Source organism: Hydrogenophaga sp. L99, assembly GCF_058731905.1.
The window spans coordinates 1052501-1074280 of record NZ_CM178972.1 but is presented as its reverse complement, the minus strand read 5'-3'; the positions used below and the strand labels follow the sequence as shown (position 1 = coordinate 1074280).

Sequence of the window (21780 nt, the reverse complement as noted above, 5' to 3'; positions counted from 1 at the left end):
TGTGCCGTGGCCCCGCCGTCAGGCTGTCCTGCGCCCGACACCCACCGCCGCCAGCACCGAAATGGCCAGCACCACGGCCGCCCCGGCCAGGGTCAGCGCGTACCAGCCGCGGTCCATGAAGGTGCCAAACACCAGCGGTGAAATGGCAAAGCCCACATCCAGTCCCGAGTAGACCGTGCCATAGACCCGGCCCGTGGCGCCTTTGGGCGTGGCTTTTTTGATCATCATGTCGCGGCTGGGCCCACCCACGCCCACGGCAAACCCGGTGGCAGCCAGCGCCGCCATGGTGCCCACAGCACCCAGCCAGCCGGTGGCGCACACCAGCAACAGGACGGCACCACTGGACATGGAGATGGCCACGACCCGGTCACTCGACCAGCGGTGGCTGTGTCCATAAGCGGCCACGAAACCACCCACCAGCATGCCCAACGCACCACACAACATGTAGGCACTGACGGTGAGCGTGGCCGCTTCCACGCTCACGCCGTGCATCGCTTTCAAAATGGAGGGTGCAAAGCTTTGCACCACGGCCAGCGTCATGGTGGACAGCAGAAAGAACGCAAAGCACCACCACACCACCGGCAGTTTCAGGTAGGCCAGCTCGGCGCCCTTGGGCGCGTCGGCATGGCGCACAGCTACCTCGGTGCGCAGCTTGTCGCGCTGCCAAAACAGCAGCCCCAGCACGCCCACATACAGCAGCGCCGCAGCGTAGTAAGCCACCCGCCAGTCGGCCAGCGCGGTGATGCCCACCAGAAACACAGGCGCCAGCGCCCAGCCCAGATTGCCGGTGAGCCCGTGCGCGCTGAACGCGTGGCCCAGGCGCGCGGGTGACACGCGCTGGTTGAGGATGGTGAAATCGGCCGGGTGAAATGGCGCGTTGCCCAGGCCTGCGAGCATGGCGACCAGCACCAGGCCACCGTAGCCCGTGGCCTGCGAAGCAGCGAGTGCGGCCAGCAGAAAAAGGCTAACCGCCGCAAACAGCACAGGGCGCGCACCAATGCGGTCCACCACAAAACCCGCCATGGCCTGGCCTGAGCCCGAAATCACGAAAAAGATGCTCATGAGCAGCCCCACGTCGGAATAGCTCAGGCCGAAGTCGCGCATGAACACCGGAAACAGCGGCGCCAGCAGCAAATGGGAGAAATGCGAGGTGCCGTGGGCCAGGCCCACCAGGCCAATCACGGCGGCGTCCTGCTTCAACGGGACGGGATTGGCGAGCGCCGTGGCATTCAGGGTGGCAGTGGTCATGTCGGCATGTTACGGGTGGTGCTGCGGGCTGAAATGCGCTAAAAAGACAAGCATTGTTGAATTTCAGCCAACCCACCGCCCTGGAGCCACCGCCCATGCAACGCCGACCACCCCGCCGCGCCGTTCCCCTGGGCGACTCGAAGCACTTTCAACCCAGCCCCGCACAGCCCATACGCTGCCGCCCGCGCCTGCTGGAGAGCGAAAACCAGCTCGAAACCCACGACCACCCCTGGGGCCAGCTGGCCTACTGCGCCAGTGGCTTGCTGCGGGTCACCGTGCTGGCCAATGGCGCGTTGGGCACCGACCAGCACAGCCCGGAAACCACCACCATCGTGCCGCCTTCCCGCGCGCTGTGGATTCCCCCCGGCGCCAAACATGCGGTGACGATCGTGGAAGCCGCCCAGCTGCTCACGCTGTATGTGGACGCCAGCGTGGTACCCGCGCACTGGACCCGCTCGCGCGTGCTGGTGGTGTCGCCATTGCTGCGCCAGCTTATTTTGGCGATCGACCAGCCCCATCTGAACCAGCCCGCCACCCGTGCCCAGGCCGTGCACACGCTGCTGATTGCCGAAATGGACCACGCCGCCACACAGCCACTGGGTGTGCCCATGCCCAGCGCCCGCCACGGGGACCGGCGCCTGCGGGCGGTGTGTGAGGCGGTGATGCAGAACCCCACGCAACACGCCACGCTGGCCGAATGGGCGTCGCTCAGCGGCGCCAGCGAACGCACGTTGGCACGGCTGTTTCGCGACGAGCTGGGCACCAGTTTTCAGCGCTGGCGCCAGCAAGTGGTGCTGGCACACGCACTGCCCATGCTGGCACGAGGCCTACCGGTGAGTCAGGTTGCTGCGGCCAGCGGCTACGCGAGTGACAGCGCCTTCAGCGCCATGTTCAAAGCGGCCTTGGGCCAACCACCCACCCGCATGGGTGCCCGCGCCGCGGACCCACACTGAGCCTGCGGGTCTGCCTGGCGGCCTTCAGGTCAGCGCCCACAAAGCCCCCGCGCCTGCGCATCCCAGCACCACCCACAAGGGAGAAAGCCGCCAGCGGATGAGTGCCAGCAGCGCCAACAGGGCCAGCGCGAAGTCTGCCGGCGTGTGAATGGCGCTGGGCCACACGGGATCAATCAGGGCGGCCACCAGCAGACCCACCACGCCGGCGTTCAAGCCCGTCATGGCGGTGCGCACGCCAGGGCGCTGGCGCAGTGCCTCCCAAAACGGCAGCAGCCCCACCACCAGCAGCAAGGCTGGCGCAAACACCGCCAACAACAGCAGTGCCCCGCCCTGCCAAGGCGCGAGCGGGCCCAGCACCGCCGGGTTCATCACCGCGCCGAGGTAAGCCGAAAAGGAAAACAGCGGGCCCGGCATGGCCTGGGCCGCACCGTAGCCGGCCAGGAAATCGGCCGCATCCACCGCGCCGCTGGGCACCACAGACGACTGCAGCAGCGGCAGCACCACATGCCCGCCACCAAAAACCAGCGCGCCGGCGCGAAAGAAACCGTCCACCTGCGCCAGCAGCGCAGAACCGCTGCCTGCGGCCCACAGCGGCAAGCCCAGCAACGCAGCAGCCAGCAACAGCAACGCGGCCCAACCCGCTGCGCGTGGCAAGCCAAAACCCCGGTGCGTGTCAGCGCCGGCGCCGGCCTGGGGTGGTGGCAGCCAGCGGGCTCCCACCGCAAGACCCGCCAGCGCACACACCGCCATGGCCAGCAGCTGGCCCCAGGCCAGACCTGCGCCGGTGAACCATGGCACGCCCAAAGCCAGCGCAGCAGCCACCAAAGCAAGCGCACGACGTGCCGCATCGGGGCACAGGCTTCGGGCCATGCCCCACACCGCCTGCGCCACCACCGCCACAGCGGCCACCTTCAGCCCATGCAATGCGCCTTGCCACAGAGGCGAAGCCTGCAGCGTGGCCAGCTGCGTGACCCCATAGGCAAAACCCACCATGAGCACAGCAGCCGGCAGCGTGAAGCCCAGCCAGGCCGCCGCCAAACCGCCCCAGCCCGCCCGCTGCCAGCCGAGCACCATGCCCACCTGGCTGCTCGCTGGGCCGGGCAAAAACTGGCACAGCGCCACCAGATCGGCGTAGCTGCGCTCGTCCAGCCAGCGCCGGCGCTCGACAAACTCGGTGCGAAAAAAAGCCAGGTGGGCCACGGGGCCGCCAAACGAGGTGCAACCGAGGCGCAGAAAGATCAGAAAAACAGCAACGACCCGCTGAAAGCGGGACGACTCGTCATGCACCGGGCGCTGCGGCATCACCGCCCCCGCTGGTCTGAGCGCCTGCAGGATGGGACAGCAGTTCCAGCACACGCTCGGGCGGGCGGCACAGACGGACCCCCAACGGCGCCACCACAATCGGGCGGTTCACCAAAACGGGGTGCGCCACCATGAAACCGATCAGGTCCGGTTCGGTCCAGTTGGGGTTGCCCAGGTCGAGCGTCTCGTAGAGCGCTTCTTTGCTGCGCATCAGATCGCGTGCGGACATGCCCATGGCGGCCAGCCATTGGGTCAGCTGGGAGCCGCTGAACGGAACGTTCAGGTATTCCACCACCTGAGGCTGGACACCGGCCTCGTGCAGCATCGCCAGCACCTTGCGCGAGTTGCTGCAGCGGGGGTTGTGGTAGATCGTGATGGGCGCGTGCATGGGCGGGCAAATGGTGTGTGTATCTTCCAAAACCTCGCATTCAAACACACCCCGCACCCAGCCCCGGCCTGTCGGTGTTGCGGTGGCGGCCTGAACGGCCGCGCCTATCAAGCTTCAACGGTAAGCCAGGCGTGCCTGCTTCATGTCGATGAGCCCTTGCACCACCTTCTCCAGCGCGTCGTGGCGCAGGCTGCGCATGCCCTCGTTCACGGCGGTGTCGAAGATCTCGGAAGGCCGTGCCCGGCTTTGAATGAGCTGCTTGATGGCCCGGCTGTTTTGCAAAATTTCGTACACACCCAACCGGCCTTTATAGCCTTTGCCCGCGCAATGTTCGCAGCCCACGGCGTGGCGCGTCTGGATGCTGCCAATCGTCTCGGCGCCGGTGGCCTTGAGCAGCCTGGCTTGCGCCTCTTCGCGGCTGAGTGCGCTGCCGTCCATGTATTCAATCAGCAATTCTTCCCAAGCGGCCTGGTCCAGCGGTTGGCTTTGTGCGCAGTGCGGGCACAAAGCCCGCACCAGCCGCTGCGCCACGATTCCCAGCAACGAGTCGGCAAAATTCATCGGGTCCATGCCCAGGTCCAACAAGCGCACCACGCTCTCGCTGGCGTTGTTGGTGTGCAGGGTGGACAGCACTAGGTGCCCTGTCAGTGACGCTTCAATCGCAATCTTGGCGGTCTCGGCGTCGCGCACCTCACCAATCATGATGATGTCTGGGTCGGCACGCAAAAACCCGCGCATGGCGCTGGCAAAGGTGAGGCCAATCTTGGGGTTCATCTGCACCTGGCGCAGCCCCGGCTGGGTGATTTCAATCGGGTCTTCCGCCGTCCAGATCTTGCGCTCGGCGGTGTTCACCTCAGCCAGCATCGAATGCAGCGTGGTCGTTTTGCCCGAGCCGGTGGGGCCGGCCGCCAGCACCATGCCGAAAGAGCGCTGTGAAAACCCCGCAATCAGCGCTTGGTCGCGCGGCTGCAGACCCAACTGGGCGAGCGGCAGGGGCTTGGCCGACTCCAGCAACCGCAGCACCACGTCTTCCAGGCCGTCGTGCGTGGGCATCACCGCCACACGCAGTTCAAGCGCCTTGCCGCCGAACTCCGAAAAATCGATCTTGCCGTCTTGCGGGCGGCGGCGCTCGGCAATATCGAGCCGGGCCATGATCTTGATGCGCGAGACCAGTGGCCCGCGCAGCTTGGCCGGCACCCACAGGTAGGGCTCCAGATCGCCATCGCGGCGGAAGCGGATCGCCGTCAAGGCGTCGCCCGGGTTGCTTTCAATGTGGATGTCCGAGGCGTGTGTGCGCTGTGCCTCGGTGATCATCTGGTTGACCAGGCGCACCATGCCCGCCGACTCGCTGGCCGATACCAGTTGCTCGGCTTCCGCGCCACTGCCCACCTCCACCATGGCCTGCATCACCAAATCGTCCAGCACAGCGTGTTCCGGGTTGGCATGGGACGTGGGGTGGGGCATCAGGCGCCGCCGAACCTCGTCGACGATGGCAGCCGGGCTGTTGGTGTGTCCGCTCTGCGCCAGTTTGTCCTGCACCGCCAGCCGCCGCTCAATGGCTTCACGGCTGGCCCACACCAGGCTCACCGAGTGCCCGGTGATGGAGCACAGTTGCTGGTGCAGTTCGGCGCTGGTGGGCGCACACGAGGCCACGAAAAACTGCTCGTTGGCCATGCCCAGCGGCACCACCGTGAGTCCGTGGGCTTCACGCAAAGGCAAGATATCAAACGCATGGGCTTCGCAGTTGAACCCCAGCACATCCACCTCAACCAGGCCCGCCACACGCGCCAAAGCCCGGTGCAGCTCATCGCTAGTCAGCAACAGACGCTGCACCAGTTCAGGCGAACGCGAGCGCAGCAGGTCGGGGTCTTCAGCGGCCAGCTGCTCCAGCGTGGCAACATCCAAAATGCGCAACTGGCGCAGCGCCTCGCGCAGATTCACAATGGGCAACCGGTGTTGGGACTCAATGGCCACCATCAACAGTGGCAGGTTGTAAACAGACTGCCAAGCGCTGGGCGCAGACACGCCATGCTCCAATTCCATCGGGGAAGAAAATGTCATCCGGTTTCCTCAAGGTTGATCACTTCGTTTGCTCACCAATGAACTTAGCGCATCTCTGGAGCTTTCGACTTGCGCTTCAGCAACCTTCAAGCCGGCGCAGCACCGCCACACATCCGGAAAAGACCCGAACCATGACAGATTGCACAAGCTTGCTGCGCACCAAGGCCATGGCGCTGATGGCCTGCTGGATGATGGGGGCCTGTGCCGGCATCGGGGGCGCGGACCGGTCCACCGGCGCAGCCGACCCTCTGGCACAGCCCGAACTCGCCTCTGGCGCCAGCGCCAAACCCGGCTGGGTGCACCACCGTTTTGCCGTGGCAGCGGCCAACCCGCTGGCCACCGAAGCGGGCGCTCAGGTGTTGCGCGAAGGCGGCAGCGCGGTCGATGCTGCCATTGCCGTGCAAATGGTGCTGACCCTGGTGGAACCACAGTCCAGCGGCATAGGCGGCGGCGCTTTTTTGCTGCACCACGACGGACAGCGTCTGCAAGCGTTCGACGGCCGTGAAACCGCTCCCGCCGCAGCCGGCCCCACACTGTTTCTCGACAACCAGGGCAAGCCCTTGCCCTTCATGAAAGCCTTGGTGGGCGGGCGCTCCGTGGGCGTGCCGGGCACCGTGCGCATGCTGGCACAGGCCCACCGCCAACACGGCCGCCTGGCCTGGGGCCAGCTGTTTGCCCCGGCCATCCGGCTGGCCGAACAAGGCTTTGCCATCAGCCCCCGGCTGCACACCTTGCTGCGGGCTGAAACCGCCTTGAAAAACGACCCGATCGCTTTGGATTATTTTTTCCAAGCGAATGGCGAACCGCACCCGGTTGGCCATGTGTTGCGCAACCCCGAACTGGCCCTGGTGCTGCGCAACATCGCCGCACAGGGGCCACAAGCCTTTTACGAAGGCACAGTGGCTCGCGCCCTGGTGAGCAAGGTGCAGCAGCACCCCACCAACCCTGGCAGCCTGAGCCTGGACGATTTGAAAAACTACCGATCCAAAGAGCGGGACGCCCTGTGTTTTGACCACACGGCGCAGCAGCGTGCACTGCGCATCTGCGGCTTTGGGCCGCCAAGCTCAGGGGCGCTGGCCATTGGCCAGATCATGGGCTTGCTGGCACGCACACCGCAGCCAGCCGCACCCCTGGAGCCAGCTACACAAAACCCGGGGGCTGATTGGCTGCACACCTACACCGAAGCCGCGCGGCTGGCGTTTGCCGACCGCGCCCAGTTTGTGGCCGATCCCGATTTCGTGGTGGCACCCGCTGGGCATTGGAGCAGTCTGCTGGATGCCCGCTACCTGGACGACCGGGCTCGCCTGATCGGCACCGCGCGCATGCCCACAGCGTCCGCCGGGGAGCCCGATGGCATGCGCAGCAGTTGGGCACCCATGCCCGATCAACCCGAGTACGGCACCAGCCACATCAGCATCGTGGACGCCTGGGGCAACGCTCTGGCCATGACCACCACCATCGAAGCCGGGTTCGGCGCCCGTTTGATGGTCAACACCGGCGAAGGCCGAGCAGGTGGTTTTCTGCTCAATAACCAGCTCACCGATTTCAGCTTCGCGCCCAACGACGCCGCAGGCAAGCCGGTGGCCAACCGGGTGGAGCCGGGCAAGCGGCCACGTTCGTCCATGTCGCCCACCCTGGTTTTTGACGCCCAAACAGGCCAGTTGCTCATGAGCGTGGGCAGCCCGGGCGGCGCGTTCATCATCCATTTCACGGCCAAGACGCTGCTGGGCACCTGGCATTGGGGCCTGAGCCCGCAAGCGGCCATCGACCTGCCCAACTTCGGCACGCTGGGCGGCCCGCTGTTGCTGGAAGCTGGGCGTTTCCCGGGCGCCACCGTGCAGTCGCTGCGGCAGCGCGGCCACACGGTGAACGAAACACCTTTACCCAGCGGGCTGCAGGCTATTCAGCGCGGCGTTCAAGCCGGCCAAGCCGTGTGGCTGGGTGGCGCCGACCCCCGGCGCGAAGGGATCGTGGCGGGAGATTGAGCCTGCTTGGCATCTTCATTCAAACGTCGATGGCTTCGGCGGAACCCGCCCTTTTGCGCAGTTCAAATTTTTGAATCTTGCCGGTGCTGGTTTTCGGCAATTCACCAAACACCACAAAGCGCGGCACCTTGAAGCCGGCCAGGTGTTTTTTGCAGTGCGCCACGATCTCTTCAGGGGTGGTGTGCGCGCCAAATTTCAGTTCGACAAACGCACACGGCGTTTCGCCCCACTTGGCATCGGGTCGGGCCACCACCGCAGCCGCGAGCACGTACGGGTGGCGGTACAGCGCGTCTTCCACCTCAATGGACGAGATGTTTTCGCCACCTGAAATGATGATGTCCTTGCTGCGGTCCTTGATCTTGAAATAACCGTCCGGGTACTGCACCGCCAGGTCACCGCTGTGGAACCAGCCGCCGCCAAAGGCCTCGGCCGTGGCCTGGGGGTTCTTCAGGTAACCCTTCATGGTGATGTTGCCCTTGAACATGATCTCGCCCATGGTTTCGCCGTCCAGGGGCACGGGCTCCATCGTCTCGGGGTTCAACACGCGCACGTCGCGCTGAAGGTGGTACCGCACGCCCTGGCGCGCGTTGAGCCGGGCGCGTTCGCCAATGTCCAGCGTGTCCCACGCGGCGTGTTTGGCGCACACGGTGGCCGGGCCATACACCTCAGTCAGGCCGTACACATGGGTCAGGTCAAAACCCATCTGCTCCATGCCTTCAATCATGGAGGCCGGCGGCGCAGCGCCAGCCACCATGGCCTTGATGCCGGCGGGCACACCCGCCTTCATGGCCGCCGGCGCATTCACCAGCAGGCCATGCACGATGGGCGCGCCGCAATAGTGCGTCACGCCGTGGTCGCGCATGGCGTCAAAAATGGCTTGCGGCTCCACGCGGCGCAGGCACACATTCACACCCGCGCGAGCCGCCACCGTCCAGGGAAAGCACCAGCCGTTGCAATGGAACATCGGCAACGTCCAGAGATACACCGCATGCTTGGGCATGTCCCATTCCAGAATGTTGGAAATGGCGTTGGTCGCCGCGCCCCGGTGGTGGTACACCACGCCCTTGGGGTTGCCGGTGGTGCCGCTGGTGTAGTTCAGCGCAATGGCGTCCCATTCGTCGCTGGGCAGGTTCCAGGCAAACGCCGGGTCGCCACCGGCCATGAAGGCTTCGTAGGTGGTCGAGCCCACAGGCTGTGACTCACCGGTAAACAGTGGGTCCTCCACGTCAATCAACAACAGGGGCGCCGTGGCCTGGCGCAGCTGGAGCGCCCGGGCCATGGTGGGGGCAAACTCCGGGTCCACGATCACAGCCTTGGCCTCACCGTGGTCCAGCATGAATGCAATGGCCTCCGGGTCCAGCCGGGTGTTGAGCGCGTTAAGCACAGCGCCCGCCATGGGCACGCCAAAGTGCGCCTCCACCATCGGCGGCGTGTTGGGCAGCATCACGGCCACGGTGTCGTTCTTGCCAATGCCGGCGCGGTGCAAGGCGCTGGCCAGCTGGCGCGCACGGGCATAGGTCTGGCTCCAGGTCTGGCGTAGCGGGCCATGCACGATGGCCAGCCGCTCCGGATACACCTCGGCGGTGCGCTCGATGAACGACAACGGGGAAATGGGGGTGAAGTTGGCCTCGTTTCGGGGCAGATCCCGGTCAAAGATGCTGGTCATGTCGTGTCTCCTGTCGTTATTGTCTGGTGGGGGAGAATAGAAGGGTGGCGATACCGCAAACATTCATCCAGGAACTGCTTAACCGCGTCGACGTGGTCGACGTGGTGGGTCGCTACGTCCAACTCAAAAAGGGTGGCGCCAACCTGATGGGGCTGTGCCCCTTCCACGGGGAAAAATCGCCATCCTTCAGCGTCAGTCCGACCAAGCAGTTCTACCACTGCTTCGGCTGCGGCGCCAACGGCAATGCCATCGGTTTTCTCATGGAACACGCTGGCATGAGCTTCATTGAAGCGGTGAAAGACCTGGCGCAGCAGACCGGGCTGCAGATTCCGGAAGACGACGCGTCACCGCAAGACCGCGAGCGTGCGGCGCAGCAGCGCCAAAAGCAGACCACGCTGCACGATGTGCTGGAGAAAGCCGCTCAGGCTTATATCAAACAGCTCAAGGCCTCGCCCCGCGCAGTAGCGTACCTGAAAGGCCGCGGTCTTTCCGGCGAAATTGCCAAAACGTTTGGACTCGGCTACGCCCCCGAAGGCTGGCGAAGCCTGGCCAGCGTGTTCCCGGATTACACGGACCCGCTGCTGGTCGAGTCCGGCATGGTGATCGTGCACGAGGACGAGAAAGGCCAGGACGGCGAAGTCAAACGCTACGACCGCTTCCGCGACCGCATCATGTTCCCCATTCGCAATGTGAAAGGGGAAACCATCGGCTTCGGTGGCCGGGTGCTCGACAAAGGCGAGCCGAAGTACCTGAATTCGCCCGAAACGCCTGTGTTCAGCAAGGGTCGCGAGCTGTACGGCCTGTTTGAAGGCCGTACCGCCATCCGCGTGGCCGGCTACGCCCTGGTGACCGAAGGCTACATGGACGTGGTGGCGTTGGCGCAGCTCGGTTTTGCCAACGCCGTGGCCACGCTGGGCACGGCATGCACCCCCGACCACGTGCAAAAACTGTTTCGGTTCACCGACAGCGTGGTCTTCAGCTTCGACGGTGACAACGCTGGGCGCCGCGCCGCGCGCAAGGCGCTGGATGCGGCCCTGCCCCTGGCCACCGACACGCGCAGCGTGAAGTTCCTTTTTCTGCCGGCCGAGCACGATCCCGACAGCTTCGTGCGCGCCAACGGTGAAGCGGCTTTTGCGCAGTGCGTGAAAGAAGCCATGCCGCTCTCGCGCTTTCTCATTGAAGCGGCCGGCGCAGAGTGCGACCTCACCACCGCGGAAGGCCGCGCGCGCATGGCTTCGCAGGCCCGCCCACTGTGGAGCGCCCTGCCCGACGGCGCACTCAAACGCCAGCTGATCGGCGAGCTGGCCGAAGGCACCGGGCTTAACAGCCAAGATCTTTTACAGCTTTGGCAGCAAGCGGGCAGCACCCAGCGCGCGCCCCGCAGCGCCAGCGGTGAGCCACCAAGCCGCACCCACGAGTACACCCCGGAAGACAGTGGAGGTCATTACCCCGACTACGAAGCGCGCTACCCCAGCAACCGCAAACCGTGGGAGGCATCGGGTGGTGGCTACAGCAAGGGTGGCGACTTCGGCGGCAAACGCTTCAGCAAATACCGCCGTGGGGAACCACCACCGCCACGCATGCTGGGGCAGCGCCGTGCCAACACCAGCCGCGCCGACCGGGCGGTGGGCTTGCTGCTGTCCAATGCCCAAGCCTGGGACCACCTGTCGGCCGACGACCACGCACTGCTTGCGCATCTGCCCTCACCGCAAGGCCCCGCTCTCGCCTGGCTTGAAGCACAAATGCATGAACATGGACCGCAACCCTGGGTCGCGTTGCGCGAGGCATTGCGTGGTCACGCTTCTGAAGCCTATATATGCGCCCAGGTCGAACAGGTGACGCTGGTGAACGATGCCGCGTCTGAGCTGTCGGAGCTCGACGGCATCATGAATTTGCTGCGAGCCGATGCGCTCAAAACCATGGCCGATGCACTCGCTGCCCGGGTCCAGCAAGGCGATGCGTCGGCTTACGAGGAATTCAAACGCGTGAACGACCGCATCAAGGCCTTGAAAAATAGCCAGGCGGTATAATGTAGGGTTACGCACCGCAAGCGCGACAGCAGCACCTCCGGCCCGGCCCGGCCCCCAGTAACGGGGCTACACGGATCTCATTCCCGGCCACCCCAGCGACCACACCGGTCCTGACGGAACCCCGCAAGGGCTGCACACCAAATGATCGCCCCAACAGCTTGCAGGCCCACCCTTTCCGGCGAAAGGTGGGCGTTGTGCACCACAAAAATCACCGGGGTTGCCCATCTGTTGGGGCTGCCCGGCGGCTTTTGTCTGTTCTGCCGGTTCCTGTTTGACGTTTTTTTGAGGTCCTCATGCCCACGAAGAAGTCCAGTGCGTCCGTCGTGTCCAGTAGCAAAACCGCCGCCAAGGCCAGCCCGAACAAGGCAACACCGGTAGCCCCCCCGAAGAAAGCCCCTGCTGTGACCGACAAGACACCCACCAAAGCCGCTGCCAAAAAAGCCGCCGGCAAGACCGCACCCGAAGCTCTCGACACCGAATTGGCGGTTGAGGCGGGCACCGTCAAAAAGAAAGCTGGCCGCCCGGCCAAAGCGGCCTCTGCCGACAAACCAGCAGCCAAGCGCGGTCGTAAGCCCAAAGCTGGCGCTTCGTCTGACGTCGACATGGACGACGCCGATCTGAGCGACATTGAAGACGATCTGAGCGGTGAACCCGAGGTGGAGACCGAAGCGGTAGATTCTTCGGCACAGCCGGTTGAAAAGGTCAAGCCGCTGCGCATGAAGATCAGCAAGGCCAAAGAGCGCGCGCTGATGAAGGAATTTGGTCTGGACGAAACCGTCCTGTCCGAAGAAGAAGCCAAAAACCGCCGCGAACGCCTCAAGACGCTGATCAAGCTGGGCAAGACGCGCGGCTACTTGACGCACGGCGAGATCAACGACCACCTGCCCGACAAGCTGGTCGAAGCCGAAACCCTGGAAGTGGTGGTTTCGCTACTCAACGACATGGGTGTGGCCGTTTACGAACAGACGCCCGACGCCGAAACCCTGCTGCTGAACAACACCGGCCCCACTGCCGCGACCGAAGAAGAAGCCGAAGAAGAAGCCGAAGCCGCGCTGTCCACCGTGGACAGCGAATTCGGTCGCACCACCGACCCGGTTCGCATGTACATGCGCGAAATGGGCACCGTGGAACTGCTGACACGCGAAGGTGAAATCGAGATCGCCAAGCGCATCGAGGGAGGTCTCAACGACATGATCGCGGCCATCTCGGAAAGCCCGGCCACCATTGCCGAGATTTTGGCCATGGCCGAAGACATCCGCGAAGGCAAGGTGGTGATTTCCACCGTGGTGGACGGTTTTGCAGACGCCAACGCGGCCGACGACTATGTGGCCGAAGAAGACTTTGACGACTACGACGAAGCCGATGACGACGACGGCAAAGGCGGCTCCAAGGCCCTCACCCGCAAGCTCGAAGAGCTCAAGCGCGAAGCGCTGACCCGCTTCGACTCCATGCGCGCGCTGTTTGAAAAACTGCACAAAACCTACGACAAAGAAGGTTACGGCACGCCGACCTATCTGAAGACGCAAGCCGCCATCACCGAAACGCTGATGTCGATCCGCTTCACCGCCAAAGCCATCGAAAAATTGTGCAGCACCATGCGCAGCCAGGTCGATGAAGTGCGCAAGAAAGAACGCGAACTGCGCCGCATCATCGTGGACAAGTGCGGCATGCCACAAGAGAAGTTCATTGCAGACTTCCCTGCCAACCTGCTCAACCTCAAATGGGTTGAAAAGCAGGCCGCTGCGGGCAAGCCCTGGAGCGTGGTCATGCAGCGCAACATCCCGCCGGTGCAAGAACTGCAAACCGGCCTGATGGCGATCCAGACCAGTGTGGTGGTGCCGCTCGCGCACCTCAAAGACATCCACAAAAGGATGAACCAGGGCGAGTCCACGTCGCGCGATGCGAAGAAGGAGATGATCGAGGCCAACCTGCGCCTCGTGATCTCGATCGCAAAGAAGTACACCAACCGCGGTCTGCAGTTCCTGGACCTGATTCAGGAAGGTAACATCGGCCTGATGAAGGCGGTGGACAAGTTCGAATACCGCCGCGGCTACAAATTTTCGACCTACGCCACTTGGTGGATCCGCCAGGCCATCACGCGCTCGATCGCCGATCAGGCTCGTACGATCCGCATCCCGGTGCACATGATCGAGACCATCAACAAGATGAACCGTATCAGCCGCCAACACCTGCAAGAGCATGGTTTTGAGCCTGATGCATCCATCCTGGCCGAGAAGATGGAAATGCCCGAAGACAAGATCCGCAAGATCATGAAGATTGCGAAAGAGCCGATCTCGATGGAAACCCCCATCGGCGACGACGACGATTCGCACCTGGGCGATTTCATCGAAGACCAGGCCAACACCGCACCCATTGAGGCCGCGATGCAAGCCGGTCTGCGCGAAGTGGTTAAGGAGATTCTTGACAGCCTGACGCCACGCGAAGCCAAGGTGCTGCGCATGCGCTTCGGTATAGAAATGTCCACCGACCACACGCTGGAAGAAGTGGGCAAGCAATTCGACGTGACGCGTGAGCGCATCCGTCAGATTGAGAGCAAGGCGGTCCGCAAGCTCAAGCACCCCAGCCGCTCTGACAAGCTGCGCAGCTTCATCGACACGATGTGATTTGACGCAGTTGCGGTAAGTAAAAGGGCTCCCTTTGGAGCCCTTTTTCATGGTGCGCCCAGCATGGGCTCACTCCTGCGGGTGCAAGTCCCGCCCCAAGTTGACCAAGACGAACGAAGCGAAGCGCAACTGTAAGCGGACGGCGATCCCACCCCGCCCGTACGACAAGGCCGTTCCCCACCTGAGAATGCGCTATCAGGTTGGCTGCCAGTGGTGCGGCAGCAACTCGCCGATCTGGCTGGCGCGCTGCATGGGCAGGCGTGCCATCACATCGCGCAGGTAGGCGTAGGGGTCGTGCCCGTTCATGCGCGCTGACTGGATCAGGCTCATGACGGCCGCTGCCCGCTGGCCCGCGCGCAGGCTGCCAGCGAAGAGCCAGTTGTTGCGGCCAATGGCAATCGGCCGGATCTGGTTCTCGATCCAGTTGTTGTCCACGGGCAATTGCCCATCCCCCACGAACCGGGTCAATGCATCCCAGCGCCGCAGGCTGTAGTCCAGCGCCTTGGCGCTAGCTGAGCCCTCGGGCACCTTCTGACGTTGCAGCACCATCCACTGGTGCAAGGCATCGAGCAGCGGCTTCGTTTGCTGTTGCCGGATGGCTTGGCGCTGATCGGTCTGCAGCGCCTTGGCCTCACGCTCGATCTCGTAGACCCGCGCGAACTGCTGCAGCGCGAACTCGGCGATCTGGCTCTGGTTCGCTGCGTGCAGGTCAAAGAACTTGCGCCGTGCGGGCGCCAGGCAGCCGACCTCGGTCACGCCACTGGCGATCAAGGCTTTGTAGCCGCTGAAGTCGTCACAGGTCAGGCTGCCTCTCCAGTCGTGTTGGCGCCGATTGAATATTGACCCACCCTGCCGATCCAATATTGACCCAGGGCGGACTGCTGAATTTTCTTTCAGCAATTGTGGATAAGTGTAGCGATTGGCCCTTTCATAACGGCTCGTCCGCCCCCGGGGGTACTGGTGTGGTCGAGCGGCCTTTGCGTGAGGTCTCCCGGGCCTTGATGCGTGACTTGGCCTCCAGGGTGCTGTGCCTGAAGCGGTAGGACTCGTTTCCGGTCTCCACGATGTGGCAATGGTGCGTCAGCCGGTCCAGTAGCGCCGTGGTCATCTTGGCGTCGCCGAACACCGCCGACCATTCCGAGAAGCTCAGGTTGGTGGTGATGACCACGCTGGTGTGCTCGTACAGCTTGGAGAGCAAATGGAACAGCAACGCACCGCCCGCCTGGCTGAAGGGCAGGTACCCCAATTCGTCCAGGATGACTAGGTCCAGACGCTTCAGCGCCAGTGCGATGCGCCCGGCCTTGCCCTCGTGCTTTTCACGCTCCAGTTCATTGACCAGATCAACCGTGGAATAGAAGCGCACACGCTTGCCCTTGGCCACAATGCCGGTCACGCCAATGGCGGTGGCCAGATGCGTCTTTCCTGTGCCCGGGCCGCCGATGAGCACCGCGTTTTGTGCCGCCTCCGTGAACGCCATCGTGGCCAGTTGATGCACCAGCTTTTGGTCCACCTTGGAGACCTCAAAGTCGAAGCCTGCGAGGTCGCGATGCAACGGGAACTTCGCTGCCTTCATCTGGTGGCGCACCGACGCAAAGGCCCGCTGCGTATGCTCAGCCTTCAGCAGGTGCTCGATCAACCAGCGCGACGTTTGAACGCCAACATCGCTTGGCGGCCCCTCCTGCGTCATCAGCTCTGCCCAGGCCTCAGCCATGCCGTTCAGGCGCAGCTCTTTCAGTTCGGCAGCGACATCACGCATGGCTGATTTCCTCCATGGCGTCACCGCGCAGTCTGTCGTAGCGCCCGGTGTCGGCCAACGGCGCCTCCTTGAGCTCCAGAGTGCTCTGCACATTGGGCGGCGGCTCCACGGCGTTCAGACGCGCCAAAACGTTGAGTACGTGCTCGGTGCTGAGCGCGCCGGACTCGATGACCAATTCGACCGCCACCAGCACAGCGTCCAGCCCGTGGCTGGATACGCAGTTGAGCACCTGGGCCATGGTCTTGTCACCGCCTTCAACCCGCATCAGGCCCTGACGCAGGCGCTGCAGGGGAGCCGGCATGTCGGCAAAGGGCGCGCCGTTTCTCAGCGCGCCGGGCTTGCGCTGGATCAGCGTGATGTAGTGCTGCCAGTCATAGCAGATATGGCCCCGGTTGGGCAGCCGCTCATGCCGGGCCACAATCACCTCGTCGCAGCTCGCGATCTCCACCCGGCCCGGGTACAGCCGGGTGCTCACGCGCTGGCCGACCAGCTCGCACGGCACCGAGTACCGGTTGCGCGCCACCGCCACCAGGCAGGTACTCGACACCTTGGCCGAGCGTTCCACATAGCCATCAAAGGCCGTCGGCATCGGCATGAGTTCTGCACGCTCCTGCTCCAGCATCTCGGCCACGCTGAACGCCTTGTGCTCGGGGTGGCGCACCTCATCCCACAGGCTGCGGCAGCGCTCGCCCAGCCAGGCGTTGAGTTCGGCAAAGCTGCCAAACTTGCGCTGCTGCGCGTCCAGCCAGATGCGCCTGCGGCTGTCCTGCACGTTCTTCTCCACCACGCCTTTCTCCCAGCCGCTGGCGACGTTGCAGAAGTCGGCGTCAAACAGGTAATGCGCACACATCACGGCAAAGCGGGCGTTGACGACGCGGCCTTTACCGCCTTGTCCACCTTTACCCCGCTGAACCTTGTCCACCGCCGTCTTCATGTTGTCGTAGATGCCCCGGCGGGCCACGCCGCCCAGCGCCGCGAACAAACGCGTATGAGCATCAAACAGCATTTCGTGTCCCTGGCTGGGGTAGGCCACCAGCCAGAACGCGCGGCTGGCACACAGCTTCATATGCGAAACCTGCATGCGGTGGTAGATGCCGCCCACCACCAGCCCCTCTTCGCTCCAGTCAAACTGAAACGCCTCGCCCATTTCAAACCTCAGCGGCACGAACGCCTGGACGCCCTTGCCTGCATCGGCACGCCAGCCTCGAATGAAATCCGTGACGCGGGTGTAGCCACCTTCATAGCCGCTGGCCTTGATTTGCGAAAACAGCGCGCGCGCCGTTCGCCGGTCCTGCTTGGGCCGCTGAGCATCGGCCTTGAGCGAGAGCACCAGCTCGGCCACATAGGCACCGAGCTTGTTGAATCCCGGCTTGCGTTTGTAGACCGGCTCCTTCACCTCTTCTGGCGTCCTCAGCCAGCTTCGTACCGTGTTGCGCGACAGGCCCGTGCGCTTGGCGATCTCATGCAACGACATCTTGTCGCGCAGGTACATCCGACGAATTCTTCCCAACATTTCCATGGTGATCACCCTCTTTGCCCCCTGCCCAATAATTGAGCAAGGCAAGTTAAACACCTGGGTCAGTTTTCAGTCGGCACAGTGGCCTGGGGTGGGTCAGTTTTCGGGCGGCGGCAACACGCGTTCTCGTGCGTGAGTTTGTCCAGCAGCGCGCTCTGGTGGCGCAGTTGCGTCATGAGGCGCGTGGTCAGCTCACGCAGCTCTTGTGCGCTCAGGCTCTGCAGGGATTGAGGCTCGACCACCATGGGTATTCACTGTGCCAGCACTGGCACGCGCGCACCATTGGCGCATGCCCCAATTGGCAAGCACCGGTCTGCGCTTCAGAGTCAGACCACGGTGATGACACCACCGTCGGCCAGGCGCTGCCAGGGCAGGCCCAGCACCAGCGCATCAAACTGCGCACGGGTCAGCGCGGCGGTGCTGGCCGTATCACGCGGCCAGACGAACTTGCCGCTGTTCAGGCGCCGCGCCGCCAGCCACACACCGATGCCGTCGTGCACCAGCACCTTCATGCGGTTGGCGCGCCGATTGGCGAACAGGTACGCGTGGTGCGGGTGCGCTGCGCCGAAGACCGACACCACACGGGCCAGCGCTGATTCGGTGCCCGCTCGCATGTCCAGCGGTTCGGTGGCCAACCACAAGGCATCCACACGTATCATTTGAGCAACTCTCGCATCCACACCGAGCAATGCTCGGCCGCGGCCAGCGGCCAGGTCACGCAGACGTTGGTAGCGCCACGGCGCACCTCGATTCGGATGTCTGGTGCGGGTGCGAACGCGAGAGGTGGCATCGGCACCGGAACGAATGCGGGAGCCTGCGGGGCAGGCAGCGCACCACCACTTTGGCTGCGCCACTTGTGAACAACATTGGCGTTGATGCCGTGGGACAGGGCAATGCGGGCCACCGAGGCACCCGGCTCGGCGCACTGAGCGAGGATCTGCTGTTTGAGCTCGGCGCCGTACCGCCGGCGGGTCTTCTTCTTGGCTTCATTCATGGTGTCCACCTATTTCGTTTGGTGGACACCATCGTTGCCGCTTAAGCCAAGATCTTCAAGGGTGGGATGACCGCGCGCTTACGCGCAACTGCACGAGGGCGACCGAGTGTGTACAGGGCCCCTATCTGGCATGCACACCCAAGCACATTACCGGATACCGAACTCACGGCCTATCGGCGCGAACTATTTAAGAATCCAGAAAGCCCAAACCCCCAGGTACACGGGGTACGAGGGGGTTTGGGGGGCTGGTAAGAGCCTGACGATGACCTACTTTCACACGGGAATCCGCACTATCATCGGCGCAAAGTCGTTTCACTGTCCTGTTCGGGATGGGAAGGAGTGGTACCAACTTGCTATGGTCGTCAGGCATAAAGGGTTGCCGCTGCAGCACGAGGGTGCTACGGCGACGAATTCATAGAGCTTCGAATCAGCTGTCTTTTTGATTGCTGCCAACGTTATGGATCAACGGTGTTGAATTCCATAAGGGCATAACAAGACTACAAACGGTTGTGTATTGTAGTCGGGTGACATTCAACTGTTGATGGATTAGATCAAAGTTATAGGGTCAAGCCTCACGAGCAATTAGTACTGGTTAGCTTAACGCATTACTGCGCTTCCACACCCAGCCTATCAACGTCCTGGTCTTGAACGACTCTTTAGGGGGCTCAAGGCCCCGGCAGATCTCATCTTGGAACGAGTTTCCCGCTTAGATGCTTTCAGCGGTTATCTCTTCCGCACTTAGCTACCCGGCAATGCCACTGGCGTGACAACCGGTACACCAGAGGTGCGTCCACTCCGGTCCTCTCGTACTAGGAGCAGGCTTCCTCAAATCTGCAGCGCCCACGGAAGATAGGGACCAAACTGTCTCACGACGTTTTAAACCCAGCTCACGTACCTCTTTAAATGGCGAACAGCCATACCCTTGGGACCGGCTACAGCCCCAGGATGAGATGAGCCGACATCGAGGTGCCAAACACCGCCGTCGATATGAACTCTTGGGCGGTATCAGCCTGTTATCCCCAGAGTACCTTTTATCCGTTGAGCGATGGCCCTTCCATACAGAACCACCGGATCACTATGTCCTGCTTTCGCATCTGCTCGACTTGTCAGTCTCGCAGTTAAGCACGCTTATGCCATTGCACTATTAGCACGATGTCCGACCGTACCTAGCGTACCTTCGAACTCCTCCGTTACACTTTGGGAGGAGACCGCCCCAGTCAAACTGCCTACCATGCACTGTCCCCGATCCAGATAATGGACCTAGGTTAGAACCTCAAACACACCAGGGTGGTATTTCAACGTTGGCTCCACAAGATCTAGCGACCCTGCTTCAAAGCCTCCCACCTATCCTACACAGATCTGTTCAAAATTCAATACAAAGCTACAGTAAAGGTTCATGGGGTCTTTCCGTCTTTCCGCGGGGAGATTGCATCATCACAAACATTTCAACTTCGCTGAGTCTCAGGAGGAGACAGTGTGGCCATCGTTACGCCATTCGTGCAGGTCGGAACTTACCCGACAAGGAATTTCGCTACCTTAGGACCGTTATAGTTACGGCCGCCGTTTACTGGGACTTCGATCAAGAGCTTGCACCCCATCAATTAATCTTCCAGCACCGGGCAGGCGTCACACCCTATACGTCCACTTTCGTGTTTGCAGAGTGCTGTGTTTTTAATAAACAGTCGCAGCCACCAATTTTTTGCAACCCGTTCGTGCTCAGATGTTCTCATCACACTACAAGGGCACACCTTCTTCCGAAGTTACGGTGTCAATTTGCCGAGTTCCTTCTCCTGAGTTCTCTCAAGCGCCTTAGAATACTCATCTCGCGCACCAGTGTCGGTTTGCGGTACGGTCAATTACAAGCTGAAGCTTAGTGGCTTTTCCTGGGACCTCGTTCAGTTACTTCGCGAGCAAGCTCGCTCGATCAATGGCCTCGGTATATGACACGCGGATTTGCCTACGTGTCGCCTACATCCATCTAAACCGGCACATCCAACCGCCGGATAACCTATTAAGATCCGTCCCCACATCGCACTTGTAATCGGTACAGGAATATTGACCTGTTTCCCATCAGCTACGCATCTCTGCCTCGCCTTAGGGGCCGACTCACCCTACGCCGATGAACGTTGCGTAGGAAACCTTGCGCTTACGGCGAGGGGGCTTTTCACCCCCTTTAACGCTACTCATGTCAGCATTCGCACTTCTGATACCTCCAGCATCCTTTACAAGACACCTTCACAGGCTTACAGAACGCTCTCCTACCACTTGCAATAAATTGCAAATCCGCAGCTTCGGTAACTGGCTTAGCCCCGTTACATCTTCCGCGCAGGACGACTCGATCAGTGAGCTATTACGCTTTCTTTAAATGATGGCTGCTTCTAAGCCAACATCCTGACTGTTTTAGCCTTCCCACTTCGTTTCCCACTTAGCCCGTTTTAGGGACCTTAGCTGGCGGTCTGGGTTGTTTCCCTCTTGAGTCCGGACGTTAGCACCCGGTGCTCTGTCTCCCAAGCTGTACTCGTCGGTATTCGGAGTTTGCCTTGGTTTGGTAAGTCGCCATGACCCCCTAGCCAAAACAGTGCTCTACCCCCGACGGTAATACTTGAGGCACTACCTAAATAGTTTTCGGAGAGAACCAGCTATTTCCAAGTTTGTTTAGCCTTTCACCCCTATCCACAGCTCATCCGCTAATTTTGCAACATTAGTCGGTTCGGACCTCCAGTACCTGTTACGGCACCTTCATCCTGGCCATGGATAGATCACTTGGTTTCGGGTCTACACCCAGCGACTGATTCGCCCTATTCGGACTCGATTTCTCTACGGCTTCCCTATTCGGTTAACCTTGCCACTGAATGTAAGTCGCTGACCCATTATACAAAAGGTACGCAGTCACCCCTTTCGAGGCTCCTACTTTTTGTAAGCATGCGGTTTCAGGATCTATTTCACTCCCCTCCCGGGGTTCTTTTCGCCTTTCCCTCACGGTACTTGTTCACTATCGGTCGATGATGAGTATTTAGCCTTGGAGGATGGTCCCCCCATATTCAGACAGGATTTCTCGTGTCCCGCCCTACTTGTCGTTAGCTCAGTACCACACGTCTCTTTTCACATACAGGGCTATCACCTTCTTTGGCCGGCCTTTCCATGCCGTTTTGTTAAGTGTCGTGCTATCACTAACAGGCTCTTCCGATTTCGCTCGCCACTACTTTCGGAATCTCGGTTGATGTCTTTTCCTCGAGCTACTGAGATGTTTCAGTTCA

General features: G+C 62.1%; 14 protein-coding genes, 2 rRNA genes and 1 pseudogene (1 of these 17 running past the window's edge). 4 read left to right on the top strand and 13 right to left on the bottom strand.

From position 1 onward, the window contains the following. Positions 1-18: 18 nt before the first annotated feature. Positions 19-1248: an MFS transporter gene (locus tag AC4QBL_RS05140; RefSeq protein WP_472898977.1), complete on the bottom strand. Its 1230-nt coding sequence runs from the start codon at positions 1246-1248 to the stop codon at positions 19-21. A 95-nt stretch (positions 1249-1343) separates the two neighbouring features. On the opposite strand from AC4QBL_RS05140, the gene AC4QBL_RS05135 reads away from it, so the two are divergent. After that, entirely contained in the window at positions 1344-2201 is an 858-nt protein-coding gene (locus AC4QBL_RS05135) for an AraC family transcriptional regulator (protein WP_472898976.1), read from the top strand. A gap of 24 nt (positions 2202-2225) precedes the next feature. On the opposite strand, the gene chrA is transcribed toward AC4QBL_RS05135, so the two are convergent. The 3 genes from chrA to AC4QBL_RS05120 all read right to left on the bottom strand — a co-directional run bounded on the left by chrA (position 2226) and on the right by AC4QBL_RS05120 (position 5952). Beyond that, positions 2226-3503, bottom strand: a complete 1278-nt coding sequence (gene chrA / locus AC4QBL_RS05130) for a chromate efflux transporter (RefSeq protein WP_472898975.1) — start codon at positions 3501-3503, stop codon at positions 2226-2228. Continuing rightward, positions 3481-3891 (bottom strand): arsenate reductase (glutaredoxin), encoded by a 411-nt coding sequence (gene arsC, locus AC4QBL_RS05125; protein ID WP_472906474.1) that lies wholly within the window; start codon positions 3889-3891, stop codon positions 3481-3483. The genes chrA and arsC overlap by 23 nt, the downstream gene beginning before the upstream one ends. 114 nt (positions 3892-4005) lie before the next feature. Beyond that, complete coding sequence (locus AC4QBL_RS05120) at positions 4006-5952, bottom strand: GspE/PulE family protein (RefSeq protein WP_472906475.1); 1947 nt, start codon at positions 5950-5952, stop codon at positions 4006-4008. A 131-nt stretch (positions 5953-6083) separates the two neighbouring features. On the opposite strand from AC4QBL_RS05120, the gene AC4QBL_RS05115 reads away from it, so the two are divergent. Next, entirely contained in the window at positions 6084-7937 is a 1854-nt protein-coding gene (locus AC4QBL_RS05115; RefSeq protein ID WP_472906476.1) for a gamma-glutamyltransferase family protein, read from the top strand. A 19-nt stretch (positions 7938-7956) separates the two neighbouring features. On the opposite strand, the gene AC4QBL_RS05110 is transcribed toward AC4QBL_RS05115, so the two are convergent. Beyond that, entirely contained in the window at positions 7957-9603 is a 1647-nt protein-coding gene (locus tag AC4QBL_RS05110; RefSeq protein ID WP_472906477.1) for an acyl-CoA synthetase, read from the bottom strand. A 44-nt stretch (positions 9604-9647) separates the two neighbouring features. On the opposite strand from AC4QBL_RS05110, the gene dnaG reads away from it, so the two are divergent. Continuing rightward, positions 9648-11633 carry a DNA primase gene (gene dnaG, locus AC4QBL_RS05105; RefSeq protein ID WP_472906478.1) on the top strand — a complete coding sequence of 662 codons (1986 nt, stop codon included), beginning with the start codon at positions 9648-9650 and terminating at the stop codon, positions 11631-11633. 293 nt (positions 11634-11926) lie between these two features. After that, complete coding sequence (gene rpoD, locus AC4QBL_RS05100) at positions 11927-14257, top strand: RNA polymerase sigma factor RpoD (RefSeq protein ID WP_472902330.1); 2331 nt, start codon at positions 11927-11929, stop codon at positions 14255-14257. A gap of 195 nt (positions 14258-14452) precedes the next feature. Here the strand turns inward: rpoD and tnpC are convergent. The 8 genes and pseudogenes from tnpC to AC4QBL_RS05060 all read right to left on the bottom strand — a co-directional run. After that, positions 14453-15073, bottom strand: a pseudogene (gene tnpC / locus AC4QBL_RS05095) (IS66 family transposase); the annotation flags it as partial. 112 nt (positions 15074-15185) lie between these two features. Further along, the gene (istB, locus tag AC4QBL_RS05090; RefSeq protein ID WP_472902295.1) at positions 15186-16013 is read right to left on the bottom strand and encodes an IS21-like element helper ATPase IstB; all 828 of its coding nucleotides are present in this window, start codon (positions 16011-16013) and stop codon (positions 15186-15188) included. After that, positions 16006-17532: an IS21 family transposase gene (gene istA, locus AC4QBL_RS05085; protein ID WP_472906857.1), complete on the bottom strand. Its 1527-nt coding sequence runs from the start codon at positions 17530-17532 to the stop codon at positions 16006-16008. The genes istB and istA overlap by 8 nt, the downstream gene beginning before the upstream one ends. A gap of 59 nt (positions 17533-17591) precedes the next feature. After that, positions 17592-17774 carry a hypothetical protein gene (locus AC4QBL_RS05080; protein ID WP_472900640.1) on the bottom strand — a complete coding sequence of 61 codons (183 nt, stop codon included), beginning with the start codon at positions 17772-17774 and terminating at the stop codon, positions 17592-17594. An 81-nt stretch (positions 17775-17855) separates the two neighbouring features. Beyond that, entirely contained in the window at positions 17856-18188 is a 333-nt protein-coding gene (gene tnpB / locus AC4QBL_RS05075; protein ID WP_472908505.1) for an IS66 family insertion sequence element accessory protein TnpB, read from the bottom strand. Beyond that, on the bottom strand, positions 18185-18523 hold the full coding sequence (gene tnpA, locus AC4QBL_RS05070; protein WP_472900638.1) for an IS66-like element accessory protein TnpA: 339 nt from the start codon (positions 18521-18523) through the stop codon (positions 18185-18187). Before tnpA ends, tnpB begins: the two co-directional genes overlap by 4 nt. A 254-nt stretch (positions 18524-18777) precedes the next feature. Continuing rightward, a 5S ribosomal RNA gene (gene rrf / locus AC4QBL_RS05065) occupies positions 18778-18890 on the bottom strand. A gap of 194 nt (positions 18891-19084) precedes the next feature. Next, positions 19085-21780 (bottom strand): 23S ribosomal RNA (locus tag AC4QBL_RS05060) (it continues 183 nt past the right edge of the window).